Genomic DNA, 15,115 nt, shown 5'->3' on the forward strand with positions numbered 1-15,115 from the left:
GCGAGGTCCGCGACCGTCTGCACGGGCAGGTCGGAAGTGCCCTGGTACTGAATGCGGACCTGGCCGCGGTCCAGGAAGGGGACGCCGCTGATGAGCGGTTCGCCGTCCTGGGGGTGTCACAGAAGACGATCTGAGCTCCGGACAGGACGGTCAGCGTGTGGCTGGATGGCGTTGATCTGGTCGGCGAGCAGCGGCGCGAGGTTGCGGACGGTGGTGAAGGTGCCGCCGGGCTTGACCCGGGTGTTCACCGCCGGGGTGAGGGTGACTGCCGGATGCGCCGGCAGGAGTCCAGGTGTAGGTGGCGGTCAGGTCGACGGTGTCAGCCATGAGGCCCTTCTTCCTGGCGCGCATGGCGCCGATGGCGATGCGGGCGGCGAGAGAAGAGGTGTCGACGATCCAGCGGCCAGCCTGCTTGATGGCGCTGACGACGCCGCGGCGGCACCAGGCGCGGATCGTGGCGACGGTGACGTTGGCCTGGGTGGCGGCGGCGCTGGCGTTCACGAGACCTCCTGTATCGATAGATACGACTGTAACGTATCGATCGATACAGCCCAGGGGTAGGGGTGCGCCAGGTCTGCGGTCTTGTCAGTGGCCCGTGGCAGGCTGACAGTGCCCGGCGGCGCCCGTCCTTGAAGCCGATGCCGCCGCCGGGCACACCCCCAGACCAGCAGCGGAGGGACGGCACCCCGAGGGAGTCTGGCGTCGTCTACGACCTGCCGAGCGCCGAGCACCGCAAGGCCCGCCTGGAAGCAGAGCTGGACACACCGGCCGTCGAGATCGTCCCGGAGAAGCCCGGCGTGTAGCCGTACGCCGCAGCGATGTCAGTGCCCTGCCCTACCGTCGTATCCAGGTAGGCCGGGACCCGCCCGGCCCCGACCGGCGCACCGGAGACCGTCATGGGCGACATCACCATCCACGCGAGCGACATGCACCACCTCCTCACCGACCCCACGAGCGCGTACGGCGCCCCGTACCAGCAGATGTACGCCGAGCTCGCCGCCACGCACCGCGGCCGGCCGGTCGCCGAGATCGTGCCGCTCCTCCGCGCGGCCGCCGACCGCGCGCTCCTCGGATTCACCGCCGCAGACCTCTCCGAGCAGGCGCAGGCGATCAGCAGCGGCGCCCCGTACCAGCTCCGCGTCCGCGTCACCCGGTAGCTCCAGGGGCGTGCGATCACGAGCCGGGTCTGCATAGCCTGGGAGCACGTCCAGGGGGGTCCTGGAGGAGTGCGGATGCCCCGTCCACTGTGGTCCGGAGCGGTGTCGTTTGGGCTGGTCACGGTCCCGTGCAAGCTTGAGGCAGCGACCGATCGGCATGATGTCGCCCTGCGCCAGGTGCACCTAGAAGATGGCGGCCGTGTCCGGTACCGCAAGACGTGCGAGATCGACGGCCAAGAGCTTCGCGAGGACGAGATCGGCAAGGGGTACGAGGACCGCAAGGACCACATTATCCCGATCACCGACGAGGACCTCGCCGGGATGCCGCTGCCGACCGCGAAGGCCATCGAGATCGTCGCCTTCATCCCTGCCGACCAGGTCGACCCGATCCAGTTCGGCGCCGGCTCCTACTACGTCACCGCGGACGGTCAGGTCGCGGCGAAGCCGTACGTCCTGCTCAGGAAGGCGCTGGAGCGCAACGAGAAGGTGGCAGTCGCCAAGTTCGCGTTGCGGGGCCGTGAGCGGCTTGGCCTGCTCCGCCCGATGGGGGACGCGTTGCTGTTGTCCGGGCTGCACTGGGGTGACGAGATCCGCTCCTCCACGGAGCTCACCCCGCCGGAGACCGAGCTGACCGACGCCGAGATCGAGGGCGCGCTCGCGCTGATGGACACACTGACCGTGGACTCGGTCGCCGACCTGGACGTCACCGACCACTACACCGAAGCGCTCCACGAGGTCATCGCGGCGAAGGCCGAGCACCGCAAGCCCACGCCCGCCGGAGGCGAGGAGGCGGCGACGGCCCCGGTCGTCGACCTCATGGCCGCGCTGGAGAAGTCCGTCGCCGACGCCCGCAAGGCCCGCGGCGAGACCGGCCCCGACGACGGGGCTGAGGCGACCGTGCACGAGATGCCGACGCCGAAGAAGACCGCGGCCAAGAAGACGACCGCGAAGAAGACCCCGGCCAAGAAGGCCACGGCGAAGAAGACCGCCCCCGCCCGGCGCCGAAAGTCCGCCTAGGCCCTGTTTCTCGGATCTCCTGACGTGCGTGGGGTGTTGGGGTCAGGCTGTCTGTATGGGCCGTGGGGATCTGACGAATGCGGAGTGGGACCGGCTGGAGTCGTTCTTGCCTCCGGGTGGGGCCCGCGGGGGCCGGTGGAGTGACCACCGTCGGGTGATCAACGGGGTGCTCTACCGGGTCCGGACGGGCGTGCAGTGGAGGGATCTTCCGGAGCGGTTCGGGCCGTGGGAGACCGTTTACAAACGCCATCGCCGCTGGTCAGCGGATGGAACATGGACGATGCTGCTGTCGCGGATCCAGGCGGCCGAGGACGCCGCGGGCCAGATCGACTGGGACGTCTCGGTGGACTCGACTGCTGTGCGGGCCCACCAGCACGCCGCCGGCGCGAGGAAGGCGCCGGCGGCCGCGGTCCCTCAAAAGGGGATCGCTGGGGGGACGAACCAGGTCGATCCGGTGTTGAGGAAACTGGCGGTCCGGCTGGAGGAAGTGGTCAGATCGGCGAGTGTCTGGGACGTTCCCGCGGCGGATTCACCACCAAAATCCACCTTGCCGCGGACGGGCGATGCCGGCCCCTCGCCCTCGTCCTGACACCCGGACACTACGGTGACGGCCCCCAGTTCGAGCGAGTGCTGGAGCAGGTCTCCGTGCCCCGTATCGGAGTCGGCCGGCCCCGGACCCGGCCCGACCATGTCCTGGCGGACAAGGCCTACACCTCTCGGAAGAACCGTCGTTACCTGCGACGACGCGGAATCCGGCACACCATCCCCGAACGCCTCGACCAGCAGAGACACCGCAAGAATCGCGGTTCCCGAGGCGGCCGTCCCACTGGCTTCGACAGCGAGCGATACAAGAAGCGCAACACCGTCGAACGCGCAATCAACCGCCTGAAAGGCTTCCGTGCCGTCGCCACCCGCTACGAGAAACGCGCCTACATCTACCTCGGCACCGTCACCCTCGCAGCCCTCGTCATCTGGCTCAGAACATGATCCGAGAAACAGTGCCTAAGCGAACTCGTCCCCCGCCGGCGCCCGCCCGGGTGTCGGCTGGGAGATCCCGAGGCTCCCCCACGGCATGCAGATGTCGCACATCTCCAGGTCCGGATACTCCTCGGCCGCGCCCATCACACCCTCACGGTCCAGGAGCTCACCGGCCCCGTACTGGGCCCTAACTGATCGTTTCAGAATGCGGTTCGTAGGCGTCTCAAGCAGATGATGCTGCAGGCGAGTTGGAGTAGTCCGAGGTGGAGGTCGGCGCGTATCTCGTAGCGGGTCCGGAGCCGTTTGAACTGGTGGAGCCAGGCGAAGGTCCGCTCGACGACCCAGCGGGTCTTGCCCAGGCCGGAGCCGTGTGGGACGCCTCGGCGGGCGATCTTGGGTGTGATGCCGCGGGCCCGGAGGATGCGGCGGTACTTGTCGTAGTCGTAGCCGCGGTCGGCGAACAGCCGGCCCGGCTGATGCCGAGGCCGTCCGCGGAGTCCTCGGATGCGGGGGATCGCGTCCAGCAGCGGCGTCAGCTGGGTGACGTCGTGCCGGTTTCCGTCGGTCAGCGAGACGGCGAGGGGTGTGCCGTGTCGGTCGACGATCAGGTGGTGCTTGCTGCCCGGCCGGGCGCGGTCGACCGGCGAAGGTCCGGTGTGAGCCCCCCTTTCAGGGCCCTGATGTGCGAGCCGTCGATCGCGCAGTCGTCCATGTCCAGCAGACCGGCCTTGCGCAGCTCGGCCAGGAGGACTTCGTGCAGGCGGGGCCAGACGCCGGCCTCGGTCCAGTCCCGCAGACGCCGCCAGGCCGTCACCCCGCTGCAGCCGGTCCGCTCGGCGGGCACGTCTCTCCAGCTCACGTTCTTGCGCAGCACGTAAACGATGCCCCGCAAGGCGGCGCGGTCGTCCGCCGGCAGACGCCCCGGATACCGATGGCGCCGCGGCGGGCGGGGTGGCATCAGCGGAGCGATGCGTTCCCACAGGTCATCAGGCACAAGATCATCCGACACCCGCACCACTTTGCCGACACCAGATCCGTCCGCCAAGCCCTCACGCCGAACTCATTCTGAAACGATCAGTAAGGCTGCAGTTTCCCCGGTGCAGGACCGGGTGGCCGTCGACGGCGCGCGGCGCGGACACCACCCACGCCATCTCACGGCGCGCGACCTCCCTGCGCCGCGCCGCCTCCGCCACCTCACGCTCCAGGTCCCGGATTTCCCGCTCGGTGGCCGCCGTTTGGTAGCGCAGCCACTCCAGCAGCGTCCGCTTCTTCTCCAGCCGCTCCGCTATCGGCATCTCCACGGCAGGCACCCGCTCACGCCGCCTCGGCCAGACCCGTGACGGCGGCCAGGACGTCCTGGTGGGTCTTGAGCGCCATCCTGGCCTTGACCAGCTCGGGGCCGCGTTCCGGCGTGGCCCAATACGGGTGTGTGGACACCGCGATCGACAGCTCGCGTACGAGGTCCCACAGGCGCTTCTCCTCGGCGGCCTGCTCCGGGGTGTAGCCGGGCGACGGCTCACGCCCGCCGGTCACCTCTCCGGTGTGGGGGTGAACGGTGCCGGGCCAGCCGGGCAACGGCTCGACGGACCACGGGAGGGTCCGGCACAGGGCCTGGTAGTCGGCGTGTGCCTTATGCAGGCGGGCCTGGAGCTGCTTGAGGTCGTCGGGGAAGCCATACGGGTCCGGGGTGTCTTTCTCGCTCACTCCAGAAACGTACCTCTGTTCGAATTGATGAGGCTAGTCGTACGCGCCACCTGCGACAACCGTCACCCGAACGGGCCAGGTAGTCCGCGCCAGCGCCTCAGGCGAGGGCTGTGACGTTCGGGTGCTCGCCCCCGTCACGGGCCACGGGTGCAAGTAGTCGCGGTACAGGAAGTAGCGCTGAGATTGATCATGGTTCGGCGCTGGGGAACTCACCGTCCGGGCGGGGCTCCTGGCACCCGTCCGGACCCCGCCCCTCGTGGTGACGTCAGCATCCCGGATCGCAGTGACTCCGTTCGAAGCACTTCGACATGCGCCCAATTCCGGCGCGGGCAATCGTGGGGCAGTGGCGGCGGGCTGCCAACCCCCATCCGCCACGAGGGAACGGACCAGTCGCTCAACGACGGGAATGTCATGGCTTCGGACTGGGTGGTCGCCGCCACAGCTCTCATCACAGGAGCAGTGGGCGTTTTCGGTACGTTCAGCACCAGCCGAACGGCGAAGGATCAAGCCAAGCAGCGAGCCGAGGCAGAGCTGGAACAGCTGCTGCAGCGAGCCGAGGCGGAGCTGGAACAGCTGAAGGAAACGTCGAAACGCCAGCATCATGCTGACCGACAAGAGCGCTTCGCCGCTTTCCAGATGCACAAGCGCGCCGTATACAGCGCCTTGCTGGAAGCAGGGCAGGCGGCGTCTCAGAGCTCTGTCTCTGGTGCCCCAAGCGACTGGTCGAAGCATGTCGCACGGGCACTGGTCCTCGCAGAAGGCCCGCTAAGAGATGGATTGTTGACACTGAGGGACGACCAGCTCCCGCTGCACGCTGATCAACTTCGGGCCCTCATCGAGAAGATCCAGGCCGACGTGGATACGGAGAGCTGACCCCCGGCGCACAACCATGATCAGTCTCAGCGCTACTTCCTGTACCTCAACTACTCACACCCGGGCCAGTCCCCGGTGACTTGATCGCGTTGGGGTGACATCACGCGCCCGCTTCACTATCCGGCCGTGACATGGCGGTGCCCCTCCTCGCGCGGCTGGGGCGAGGAGGGGCACCGGGGTGGGGCCGGTCTGCGATGGGGGGCGCGGACCGGCGGTTTGCAGGTCAGGCGCCGAGACGGCTGACGGCCTCCTTGAGGAGGGCGGCGTTGGCGTTGGTGTCGTGGCCCATCACGAGCCCCTGACGGGGCAGGTCAGCCAGCCTCGTGTGCAGGGCGGTGTGGTCGGCGGGCGGGGGAAGAAGCCCGAAGACGTCGGGGTAGCGGTCCTCGGTCGTCTCGTCGAAGAAGTCGCCATCCTGAATGCCGCGCGACATCTCTCACAAGCTGGCTGTCCATCCCCCTCGCCACCGAGGGTCACGCGGCCGGAATCCTCCTCCCGCAGATCGCCCCCTGGGCCGCCATGCGTCTGGTACGTGCCGGAGATGCCGCGCTCGCGGATAGGGGCACGGCCGACGGCCTCGGCGACGCCGTCGCGGGCCAGGCCCTCAGCGACGTCGCGCACGACCAGGGCGAGGAGCTCGCGGGTTCGGTCCGGCTCGGTCTGGATCAGGTCCGCGAGTGTCGGCCCCGTCACCGGCTCGGTGAACAGAACACCGTGGGCGTATCCGGCCAGGGAAACCGTGGCGAGTCCGGCGGGCCCGGCCAGGGTCCGCAGCTGCGCGGCCTCGCGCTCCATGAGCGAGCCGGGCGAGACGAGATAGGCAGCCTGGCGGGCGCAGACCGCCGCGAGGTCGCCGCACGCCCCACGCAGCACCGACACCAGCGAGACCCCGCACACCGACGTCTTCGCGTACAGGCGGCGGCCGTCGATGTCGACCTGCTGCACATAGCTGGTGACGGACGGCGTCACCGGGCCGGACGTCACCTCGGCACCCGGCCACGCGATCCGCGCCGCCGTGAGGATCTGCTCGCCCGCCATGGCGAGGACGTCGGCCACGCTCGGGGGTGTCACCTTGACCACCCGCCCGCCACGGCCGGGCCCACGGCCGCGTCGACGCTGGGCCGGGCCGCCGCGGTGAGGGGGCGGGGCCGGTGGCAGACGCACCCGCCGGCGGGCATCGCGGTCAGGATGTAGAGGACGTGGCCGGCGCCGGTAATGCTCACCGCCTCATGGACGTACGCGCCGGTGGTGAGTCGGTGGGCGACGTCCTCGCGACCGATGTGGTCGTCGAGCCAGCGGCGCAGGGTGGCGCCGGGAAAGGGGCGGGGGTCGTCGGGGTCGTCGTCGAGCCGGTCGGCGAGCCACTCGGCCGCCGCCGTCAGCCGCCGCACCGCACCGGACGGCGTCGGGGCGCTGTCTCGGAAGAGGAGCCATGTGTACGGGTCGGCCGGGGTCCCGGCCCACGTCTCGCAGTGGATCACGGCCGGGCCGCCTTCATCTGCACGTAGGCGCTCGGGCCCATGTCGTGCGGGATGACACCAATCTGGTCCGTGGACGTGACGTGCACGAGAGAGCCCGGGTCCAGCGCTCGCCAGATGCGCCCGGCAGGGGCGATCACGCTGATGGTCGCCACTCCGCGGTGGTAGTCCGTGACGAGTAGGACGGTCTCGCTCAGGACGCACCCGGCCACGTGCTCGGCGAGCTCGCCGGCCACATGGGCCAGCCGCTCAACATCGCTCTCGGGCAGGCACAGGAGTCCGTACATCACCCCGGTTCGCAGTGCAGCCGTCGCGGGGGTGTCGGCCGCTTCCGCGGGCAGGGTGCGGACCTCGCGGAAGTCGGGGCCGTCCTCGGGTCCCGGCACCCGTACGCGGAACAGGCGGGGGACGATCGTGCTCACGCGCTTTCCTCCGCGGTGTCGGCGGCCGGTGAGGCCAGCAGGGCGTGCCGCAGGGCATCGGGGTCCATGAGGCGGGGGCAGCGGCCGGGGCTCTGCACCCAGCGGCGCTCGGGGATTTGTGGGCCGCCGGGCCGGGGGACGGCGATCCACCACGGGTGGCCGAGGGCGGTGGTGCCGGGGACGTCCCACGTGGTGTGGGTGCCGGCGGGCACCCACACATAGGCGTAGCGGGCGCCGAGGTCGGCGGACCGGGACGTCCGCCCACGTCTTTGGCCGGTGCTCGGCCGCGCCGGTCAGCCGTCGTTGCGGCATCGCGATGACGTCCCACTCGTGTCCGGTGGGCACAAGGGCCCAGGTGCCGTGCAGCCACTCGTTCCAGACCGCCCACGACGACGAGTGCCGGGCTCGGGCCAGCCAGTGGGCTCCGGCGTCGGATGCGTCCTGGCTCATCAGCTGCTCCCCAGGGTCGGGCAGTTGGCGCAGAGCCTGACCGGATAGCCGAGCCTGGCGCCCTCGGTGCCGGATCGCACGTAGGCGTATCCGCCGTCACGGGTGAGGTGGCGTGAGCCGCATCCCCCCGCGCAGGTCTGGGCGTGTAACTGGGCTCGCTGGGCGGCGGTGAGGCCGGAAGGGTCATGGTCGGTGGCACGGATATCCGCGGACGTCGTGCTGTGTGCGGGCATTGGTGCGTCGGTCCCCTCGTCCGATGTCTTCGGGGTTGCACCTTGCGTCACGTTGCGTGATTCACCACACATGGGCCGGTGCTAGTTGAAACACTGCCATTGAATTTCAATGACTGATACCCGTTCGGCTGAACTTCCCCCTTCTCGGGGACAAGGAGAGGGAGGAACACCGTGACCGGTGCCGCGTACTCTGCGGTTGGTGATCGAGCGCGTGCCGGAGAACCGCGGTACGGCTCAGGCGGAGGGGTGGACATGACGACACGGGGCAAGGCGGCAGGGCCCGCCAGCCGGATGCAGATCGCGCGCGGGCTCCGCCAGCTCATGGACGCCAAGGGCCTGACACAGAACGACGTTGCGCGTGCCGCCGAGGTCTCCTCCGGCACCGTCACCCGCTACCTCACCTGGCAGGACCGCGGCGCCCTCAGGATCCCGACCCTGCGGGCCATCGCGGAGGCCGCCGGTGCGACGGATGAGCAGACCGAGATCCTGGTCGAGCTCGCCCGCTCCCAGGCAGCCGGCTGGTGGATGGACAACGCCCAGGCGGCGCCCTGGCTGAACGCGCTGCACGCGTTCGAGGAGATCGCGGAGTACGAGTACGTGTGGGCGACCTCGCTCGTCCCCGGACTCGCCCAGACCCCGGCGTACGCCCGGCACCTGCACGAGCAGCAGGACCCCCAGGCGGACCCGGCGGTCATCGACGCCCGGGTCGAGGCCCGGATGAGGCGTCAGCACATCCTCGACCGCGAGGACATGAGGCTGTGGATCATCCTGGACCAGGCCGTCCTCAAGCGGCGCGTGGGCTCAGCGGCAGTGATGGCCGAACAGATAGACCACCTGTCCCGCCTCGCTGGTCACCCCCGCGTCCGCGTCCAGATCCTGCCCTTCGACGTCGGCGCCCCCGACGCGGGCAGCGGCGGCCATTTCCTGATCCTGGGCCGCGAGGACGTGGGCGAACCGGTCAACTCCATGTCCGTCGTCTACCTCGAACTCCACCGACGCGGTATGTACCTCGATGACCCCGACGATGTCACCAGCTACAGGGCCATGTTTGATGACCTGCGCAGCCAGGCGGCCGACAAGGGCCGGACACTGGAACTGCTGACCGCCGCACGATCGGAGTACGACGCATGAGCGCCGCCAAGCCCCCCGTCCAGTTCGCCCCTGACGCCTGGTTCAAGTCGTCGGCGAGCGCCGCGCAGAACGAGTGCGTCGAGGTCAACACGAGCGCGCACGCCGCCGTCGGCGTACGGGACTCCAAGGCCCCCGCCGGGCCGGTCCTCACCTTCGCCGCGAGCGCCTTCACCACGGCGGTCGACGCCGTCGCCTCCGGCGCCCTGTAACGCCCCTACGCAGCACGAAGGGGCCGCCCCCGCGGGGGCGGCCCCTTCGTGCTGCCCGGCGCCGGGGAGGCTGCCCGGTTGCCGGGAGCACGTGCCAACTCCCACCCATGCGAATGATTTTCAGCGATGCGTATACCGATCATTGAAATTCAATGTCACGCTCTGTTGGGCCGGGCCGGTGCGATCGGTCCGGCTGTTCCCTATCCACCCGATCCGGGAGGCAGAGATGGCCAAGACGAAGGTGACCGCTCAGGAGACCAAGCCCGCCGTACGCAAGCCGAGCGCGCAGGACGTCGCGAAGCTCCAGGCGCGCGTGGCCGCGCAGGTCGGCAACGGCGAGCTGATGGCCGCGCCGGTCTCGTACCACCACTGACGCACCACCTCCCTTCTCGTTCCCGCTCACTCGCCTGGAAGGACCACACCGTGACTCTGACCCTGACGTTCGTCGGTCATCAGACCTGGCTCGTGGAGGGCGACGGCCACCGCATCCTGGTCGACCCCGTCCTCGGCCGCGGCTTCGGCCTGTCACCGGAGCTCGAGTTCCGTATCTGGCCGCCACGCGACGCTGTCGAGCCCGGCGCCCTGGGCCCGCTCGACGCGCTCGTACTGACCCACGAGCACCTCGACCACTTCCACCTGCCCACGCTCGCCCGCCTCGACCGCACCGTGCCGGTGTTCACCGGGCCGCTGCTGCCCGCCGCCGTGTCCGAGGCGATCGAGTCGCTCGGCTTCACCGTCCACCGCACCGATCACACCGGCCTCATCCGGTACGGAGAGCTGACGATGCGCCTGTTCCCCGCCGGGGCCCGGACCCTGTTCTGGGAGAAGCGCGTCGTTCAGCCCGTCGTCCGAGTCGGCGACGGCCCGGCGGTCGTCATCGGCGTGGACGCGGACCTGTCCGACGTCTACGTGGACGAGATCCAGGCCGGACGCGAGCCGATGCCACGCATGGCCGTCGTCTCCAACAACTCCCAGATCCGGCCCGCGCCCGCCGACACCGGCAACCTGTTGCCCGGCGCCGGCGACGAGCGGTCCCGCAAGAGCGGCCTGCACGTCCTCAACGAACTGCTCCTCGCCTACCTCCGGCCCCTCGACGGCCTGACGGACGTAGCGCTGTGCGGGAACGGCTTCCTCCCCGCTCACTCCCCGCACGGCCCCTACCTGTACGCCGACCATCCGGCCATGGCCGCGCTCGCCAACGCCTCCCAGGACCTCTTCCGCGTCCACGGGCCCCGGCCCGGCGACCGCCTGACCGTCCCCGCCGAGGATCCGGTGACCCGTGACCGGGTCGGCTGGGTCACGATCGACGAGGAGTTCGAGGCCGAGCAGCTCGCCGCGCACGCCGCCTACCTCACCGACCCCTTCGCCCCGCCCCTCATCCCGATCGCCCCGCCGATCGACGACCTGCCGGCCGCACTCACCGAGCTCGACGCCGAGCTTCCCCGGCTGGGCCGTGACCTCGTGCCCACGCCCGCCGCGCAACTCGCGGTCAGCATCCACGAGTACCTCACCGGCCCCCTCGGCCCGCACCGCATCTACCTCGCGCTCACCGACGGCCCCGACGGGCGCACGCTGCACTACGCCTGGAACGCCACCACCGCGGCGTTCGACCCGGCGGATCCGCTCGCCCTGGACGAGGCCATGGGCGTCTACCCGTTCGGCATGACGATGCCCCTCCAGGACCTGATCGGCATCCTGCGCGGGCACGTACAGGTCTGGGACGTCGCCGGCACCACCGCCCGGTTCTGGAACATCGGCCGCCCGCTCGACTCCCTCGTCTACAGCCTGTTCGCCGTCTACGGAGAACACCAGCGGCCCGACCTCGCCGCCCGCTCCTACGCGTACGCGCTCGGGCACCTCGACGCCCGGCACACCGGCTGATGCGGTCCGCGACGGCGGCCGAAGCGCTGCGCGGCCTGATCCGCATCCGCCCGCACGGCTGGCTCACCACCCCTCTGCCGACCGACCCGGCCGCCGCCACGGACCTCCTGCGCAAGGCACTGGCCCGCCTCGACGCCCCTGGGATGCCGGACGGGCCCGTGCACGTCCTCGCCGCACGGGCCACAGCCGCTGTGGCCGCCATCGGCACCCCGGCCCGCGCCGTCCTCAAGATCCACGCCGACCCGGCGGCCCACAACGCCGAGGCGCTCGCCTACGCGCTCGCCGGACACAGCCCCGCCCTGCCCCTCCTCCTGGACGTCGACGACGCCTCCCGCTCCCTGCTGATCGAGCACATCCCCCGTCCCGTCGACTGGACGTGCCCGACCGCCCCGCGCCGCCTCGTCGACGCAGTCGCCGCCGTCCACGCGGCCCCCGCCTCCCTCCCCTCCGAACTTGCCGCCGTCTTCGACGTCTTCCGGCTCGACCGTCTCACCGCCGCCCCGCCCCCGGCCTGGCTGCCCGACGCTCAGGCCTGGACCGATGTCCTCGCGCTCGTCCGGACCGCGCACGGCGGCAGCGCGATCCCCATCGGGCACCTCGACCTCAAGCCCGAGCACGCCCGCCGTCGTCGTCGCGGCGGCCTGGTCCTCGTCGACATCGAGACCCTCAGGCCGGACATCACCGGCCTGGTCGACCTCGTTACCCTCCCGGCCGTTCTGCGCCAAGCCGGCCGCGAGCTCCCCGGCCGCGAGGTACTCGCGCTCTACCGCGCGGCCACCGCACGCCACGGCATCACCTGGACCGGCCCCGCCCTGCGGGCCGCGCTCACCGCGTTCGCCAGAGCCACCGGGCTCGATACGCTCGACGGCCTCGCCGCCCCGCCCCCCTCCCCGCGCTCCCCGAAGGACACCCCAGTGGAACCCACCGCCCCCGCCCTCACGCTCGTCGGCACCGCCATGACCGCCCTCCAGCTCGACGGGCCGCCCAAGCACCTGACCGGCCGGAAAGGCTCCGACGTCTGGCAGGTCGGAGACCAGATCATCAAGACCGCCGTCCCCGGCGCTCGCGGGGACCTCGCCCACGAAACCGCCGCCTACACCCTCCTGCGCGACCAGGGCCGACACCCTGGCATCCGGCACGGGCATGGCGACCTCGGCCGGTGGCTCGCCCTGCCCCGCCTCGACGGCCCGTCCCTGTGGGAGGTGTTCGCTCCCGCCCGCGAAGGCCACGCAACCGAAGCCCAGCGGACCCGCATGCGTGACGCCGCCCGTGCCGCGTTCGCCGCCCTCGCCGAGCTGCACGCGGCCGGATGGATCCACGGCGACATGCAGGCCGAGAACGTGATCATCACCAGCGGCGGGCCCCGGTTCATCGACTATGACCGCGCCCGCCACCGCGACCTCACGCCGTCGGCGACGCCGTACAGGGGCGGCCTCATCCACGTCATCGCCCCCGAGATCGCTGCTCAACTCCTCGCCACCGGCGATGACGTCGACGTCCCCCTCACCCCTGCCGCCGAGGTGTACGCCCTCGGCGCCTCCCTCTACTGGGCCTGGACCGGCGTACGGATCACCGACTACCGCGGCGACCCCGCTGGAGCCCACACCGCGCTGTACGCCGACATCTCCGCCGGCCGCCGCCGGAACATCACCAACGACCGCCCTTGGGCAGACCCCACTCTGGAAGCCCTGATCACCACCGCCACAACGACGAGCCCGAAGAACCGGCAGTCCACTGCCACGGTGTAGATAGCGTCCCAAGTCCAGGGGCGTCCCCCCCTCTGGGAGAACGCCCCTCGACCGAGCGACAGATGGCGGCTCCGCTCAGACCCACGCAGCCGGGGCTGCTACGCTGCCGGACGGCAAGGCGCGTACAGCCCCCCGCCGTCGGCTCCCACGCAGCAGGCGATCCACGGGTGAAGGTCTCATCAGGCCCGCGTTCCCCGTAGTCATCGACGCATCGAGCAACCGGGGCGGGCAGGGCGTGGGCAGGAGCCCGCCGGAATCCGAGAGACCGATGCCGAAGAAGCAAACTCGCGCCCAGGGGCTCGCCCGCCAGATCCAGGCCGTGACCGGCTTGCCGTACACCCTGTGCCTCAAACTCTGCGAGCCCTATGAGGACAGCAGCGCCCGGCTCGCGCGCGAACTCCGGGCGGTCGGCCTCACCGAGGCCGCCGACCACCTCCTGGCCGTCGAGGCCGTCGCCACCGAGGCGTCCACCTGGTTCGAGGCTGGTGGGGAGTTCGAGCAGCGCTACTACTACACCGACAACGCCCGGGTGCAGGAAGTGTCCCGGGCCTGCTCCGATGCCGCCGAAGCCGTCCTCGGCCGTGCTGGTTTCGAGCGGCTGTCGTGGGACACGAATGCGGAGGTGTACCACGCGGCCTTCCTCGCCCTGTCGAAGGCCGGGACGATGCCCGACGGGCGTGCTCTCGCACGCGCCGCACTCGACGTGTTCGCCGACGATCCCGAGTGGTGCTCCGATGTTGTTCGCTTCCCGGGGCGCGACCCGTTCACCTACGAAACCGCTGCGGAGCTCACCGGCCCTGACACTGCGACCGCCGTGGCGGCGAGGAAGGCCGCCCGGGCGATGGCCCGCGCCGCCGCCGTCCGATTCTCCGGCGATGAGGAGTGGATGGAGGCGGCCGGCATCATGGTCGAGGCGATCTGGCACGCAGGCGTGGCCGCGGGGCTGCCACCGCTGCAAGGACGCCCCAACTGCCGCGACCACCTTCGATACAACATGGAGGGCGAGATCTCAGAGCGGTGACGAGGCGGGACGACGCCCAGAGGGATGTCCGCTCGGCACTCCGGCCCAGTAGTACTGCGGCGGGGCCGAAGGCCCCTCGCTCAGGGGCCCAAACGGGACTGGGAGAGCCACCTGGATGAGGTCGCCGCAAGAGCGGTGCCGCTCCCCGAGGACCTGGCCGGCCTGCTGCGGCGGGTGCGCGAGCGCCTGGACGAGCTCGTCGACGACGATCCGCTCGCCGTGGTGAAGGCGGCCGGTGAGCTGGAGGCGACCGTCGCGTTCTTCGGTCCCCTCGCCACCCGGATCGTCACCAGCAGCGAACAACTCCCTCTCGCTCAGGTCGCCCAGGTCCTGGGTATGACCGAGCAGGCCGCCGGCTCCCGCCTTCGGCACTACGAGTACATGGACCTGTGACCACGCGCCTCTCGGCGTACCGGGCGGGGCGACCCAGCGTCCGTACGACGGCGAAGCCGCACGAGTGCCAGGATGCGCGACGAAGCGCGGACAGACCCCCACGGCCATCGGAACGCTCGTCTCGCGTAGGCCGCAGGCGACTGAGTCCTCACCGGGACCCGTCAAGGCCGCGGTACGCGCTGTCGTTCGTCTGGGTCATTCGCGTCGGGGACCGGTCGGATCGGCGGCTGAGGCCCGCTACGGTGCTCGCGGGGTGGTCGTGCCGACTGGTCGTTGGAGCGCCGCCCTGTGTGTCCCCGCACCTCGGTGCGGGGACACCGTTCTACTAGGCCCTGTCTGATAATTGATCTTGTGGTGGGTCGTGGTGAGCTGACGGATGCGGCGTGGGGTCGGATAGCGCCGTTGTTGCCGGGTGTTGAC

The 15,115-nt window shown here is 70.6% G+C and carries 19 protein-coding genes; 12 read left to right on the forward strand and 7 right to left on the reverse strand.

What is annotated here, in order from left to right; all coding sequences use genetic code 11:
- Positions 1–150: 150 nt before the first annotated feature.
- On the reverse strand, positions 151–501 hold the full coding sequence (locus ACFWV2_RS31130; protein WP_384410139.1) for a hypothetical protein: 351 nt from the start codon (positions 499–501) through the stop codon (positions 151–153).
- A gap of 128 nt (positions 502–629) precedes the next feature.
- On the opposite strand from ACFWV2_RS31130, the gene ACFWV2_RS31135 reads away from it, so the two are divergent.
- The 4 genes from ACFWV2_RS31135 to ACFWV2_RS31150 all read left to right on the forward strand — a co-directional run bounded on the left by ACFWV2_RS31135 (position 630) and on the right by ACFWV2_RS31150 (position 3,161).
- Complete coding sequence (locus ACFWV2_RS31135; protein WP_384410142.1) at positions 630–803, forward strand: hypothetical protein; 174 nt, start codon at positions 630–632, stop codon at positions 801–803.
- Between the two features lie 93 nt (positions 804–896).
- Positions 897–1,157, forward strand: a complete 261-nt coding sequence (locus ACFWV2_RS31140) for a hypothetical protein (protein WP_384410145.1) — start codon at positions 897–899, stop codon at positions 1,155–1,157.
- A gap of 75 nt (positions 1,158–1,232) precedes the next feature.
- Entirely contained in the window at positions 1,233–2,174 is a 942-nt protein-coding gene (locus ACFWV2_RS31145) for a Ku protein (protein ID WP_384410148.1), read from the forward strand.
- A gap of 55 nt (positions 2,175–2,229) precedes the next feature.
- Positions 2,230–3,161 (forward strand): IS5 family transposase gene (locus ACFWV2_RS31150; protein ID WP_384410151.1). Its coding sequence is split into 2 segments (ribosomal slippage): positions 2,230–2,577 and positions 2,580–3,161, totalling 930 coding nucleotides; the frame shifts between segments, so codons are not numbered across the junction.
- A gap of 191 nt (positions 3,162–3,352) precedes the next feature.
- Here the strand turns inward: ACFWV2_RS31150 and ACFWV2_RS31155 are convergent.
- The 3 genes from ACFWV2_RS31155 to ACFWV2_RS31165 all read right to left on the reverse strand — a co-directional run bounded on the left by ACFWV2_RS31155 (position 3,353) and on the right by ACFWV2_RS31165 (position 4,856).
- Positions 3,353–4,161, reverse strand: a protein-coding gene (locus ACFWV2_RS31155) for an IS5 family transposase (RefSeq protein WP_384410154.1) whose coding sequence is annotated in 2 segments (ribosomal slippage) — positions 3,353–3,822 and positions 3,822–4,161 — 810 coding nt in all. Because the reading frame shifts where the segments join, the coding sequence is not laid out codon by codon here.
- Between the two features lie 40 nt (positions 4,162–4,201).
- Positions 4,202–4,453 (reverse strand): hypothetical protein, encoded by a 252-nt coding sequence (locus ACFWV2_RS31160; protein ID WP_384410156.1) that lies wholly within the window; start codon positions 4,451–4,453, stop codon positions 4,202–4,204.
- Positions 4,454–4,466: 13 nt separating this feature from the next.
- Complete coding sequence (locus tag ACFWV2_RS31165; RefSeq protein ID WP_384410159.1) at positions 4,467–4,856, reverse strand: hypothetical protein; 390 nt, start codon at positions 4,854–4,856, stop codon at positions 4,467–4,469.
- A gap of 411 nt (positions 4,857–5,267) precedes the next feature.
- On the opposite strand from ACFWV2_RS31165, the gene ACFWV2_RS31170 reads away from it, so the two are divergent.
- Entirely contained in the window at positions 5,268–5,729 is a 462-nt protein-coding gene (locus ACFWV2_RS31170; protein ID WP_384410162.1) for a hypothetical protein, read from the forward strand.
- 288 nt (positions 5,730–6,017) lie between these two features.
- On the opposite strand, the gene ACFWV2_RS31175 is transcribed toward ACFWV2_RS31170, so the two are convergent.
- The 3 genes from ACFWV2_RS31175 to ACFWV2_RS31185 are packed head-to-tail and all read right to left on the reverse strand — an operon-like array spanning position 6,018 to position 7,629.
- The gene (locus ACFWV2_RS31175) at positions 6,018–6,800 is read right to left on the reverse strand and encodes a hypothetical protein (protein ID WP_384410166.1); all 783 of its coding nucleotides are present in this window, start codon (positions 6,798–6,800) and stop codon (positions 6,018–6,020) included.
- A complete protein-coding gene (locus tag ACFWV2_RS31180) occupies positions 6,797–7,210 on the reverse strand; it encodes a hypothetical protein (protein ID WP_384410169.1) in 414 nt (137 codons plus the stop codon). Before ACFWV2_RS31180 ends, ACFWV2_RS31175 begins: the two co-directional genes overlap by 4 nt.
- Entirely contained in the window at positions 7,207–7,629 is a 423-nt protein-coding gene (locus tag ACFWV2_RS31185) for a hypothetical protein (protein ID WP_384410172.1), read from the reverse strand. Before ACFWV2_RS31185 ends, ACFWV2_RS31180 begins: the two co-directional genes overlap by 4 nt.
- Positions 7,630–8,564: 935 nt before the next feature.
- Between ACFWV2_RS31185 and ACFWV2_RS31190 the strand changes: the two genes are divergently transcribed.
- The 7 genes from ACFWV2_RS31190 (at position 8,565) to ACFWV2_RS31220 (ending at position 14,695) form a co-directional block, all read left to right on the forward strand.
- On the forward strand, positions 8,565–9,443 hold the full coding sequence (locus ACFWV2_RS31190) for a helix-turn-helix domain-containing protein (RefSeq protein ID WP_384410175.1): 879 nt from the start codon (positions 8,565–8,567) through the stop codon (positions 9,441–9,443).
- Positions 9,440–9,652 carry a DUF397 domain-containing protein gene (locus ACFWV2_RS31195; RefSeq protein ID WP_384410178.1) on the forward strand — a complete coding sequence of 71 codons (213 nt, stop codon included), beginning with the start codon at positions 9,440–9,442 and terminating at the stop codon, positions 9,650–9,652. The genes ACFWV2_RS31190 and ACFWV2_RS31195 overlap by 4 nt, the downstream gene beginning before the upstream one ends.
- Positions 9,653–9,878: 226 nt before the next feature.
- On the forward strand, positions 9,879–10,025 hold the full coding sequence (locus ACFWV2_RS31200; RefSeq protein WP_384410181.1) for a hypothetical protein: 147 nt from the start codon (positions 9,879–9,881) through the stop codon (positions 10,023–10,025).
- A gap of 50 nt (positions 10,026–10,075) precedes the next feature.
- Positions 10,076–11,533 (forward strand): MBL fold metallo-hydrolase, encoded by a 1,458-nt coding sequence (locus tag ACFWV2_RS31205; protein ID WP_384410184.1) that lies wholly within the window; start codon positions 10,076–10,078, stop codon positions 11,531–11,533.
- Positions 11,533–13,281, forward strand: coding sequence for a hypothetical protein (locus ACFWV2_RS31210; protein ID WP_384410187.1), 1,749 nt, complete (start codon positions 11,533–11,535; stop codon positions 13,279–13,281). Before ACFWV2_RS31205 ends, ACFWV2_RS31210 begins: the two co-directional genes overlap by 1 nt.
- A 268-nt stretch (positions 13,282–13,549) precedes the next feature.
- Positions 13,550–14,302: a hypothetical protein gene (locus ACFWV2_RS31215; RefSeq protein ID WP_384410190.1), complete on the forward strand. Its 753-nt coding sequence runs from the start codon at positions 13,550–13,552 to the stop codon at positions 14,300–14,302.
- 135 nt (positions 14,303–14,437) lie between these two features.
- Positions 14,438–14,695, forward strand: a complete 258-nt coding sequence (locus ACFWV2_RS31220) for a hypothetical protein (RefSeq protein WP_384410193.1) — start codon at positions 14,438–14,440, stop codon at positions 14,693–14,695.
- The last annotated feature ends 420 nt before the right edge of the window (positions 14,696–15,115 follow it).

The organism is Streptomyces sp. NPDC058671 (assembly GCF_042716475.1).
GTDB lineage: Bacteria > Actinomycetota > Actinomycetes > Streptomycetales > Streptomycetaceae > Streptomyces.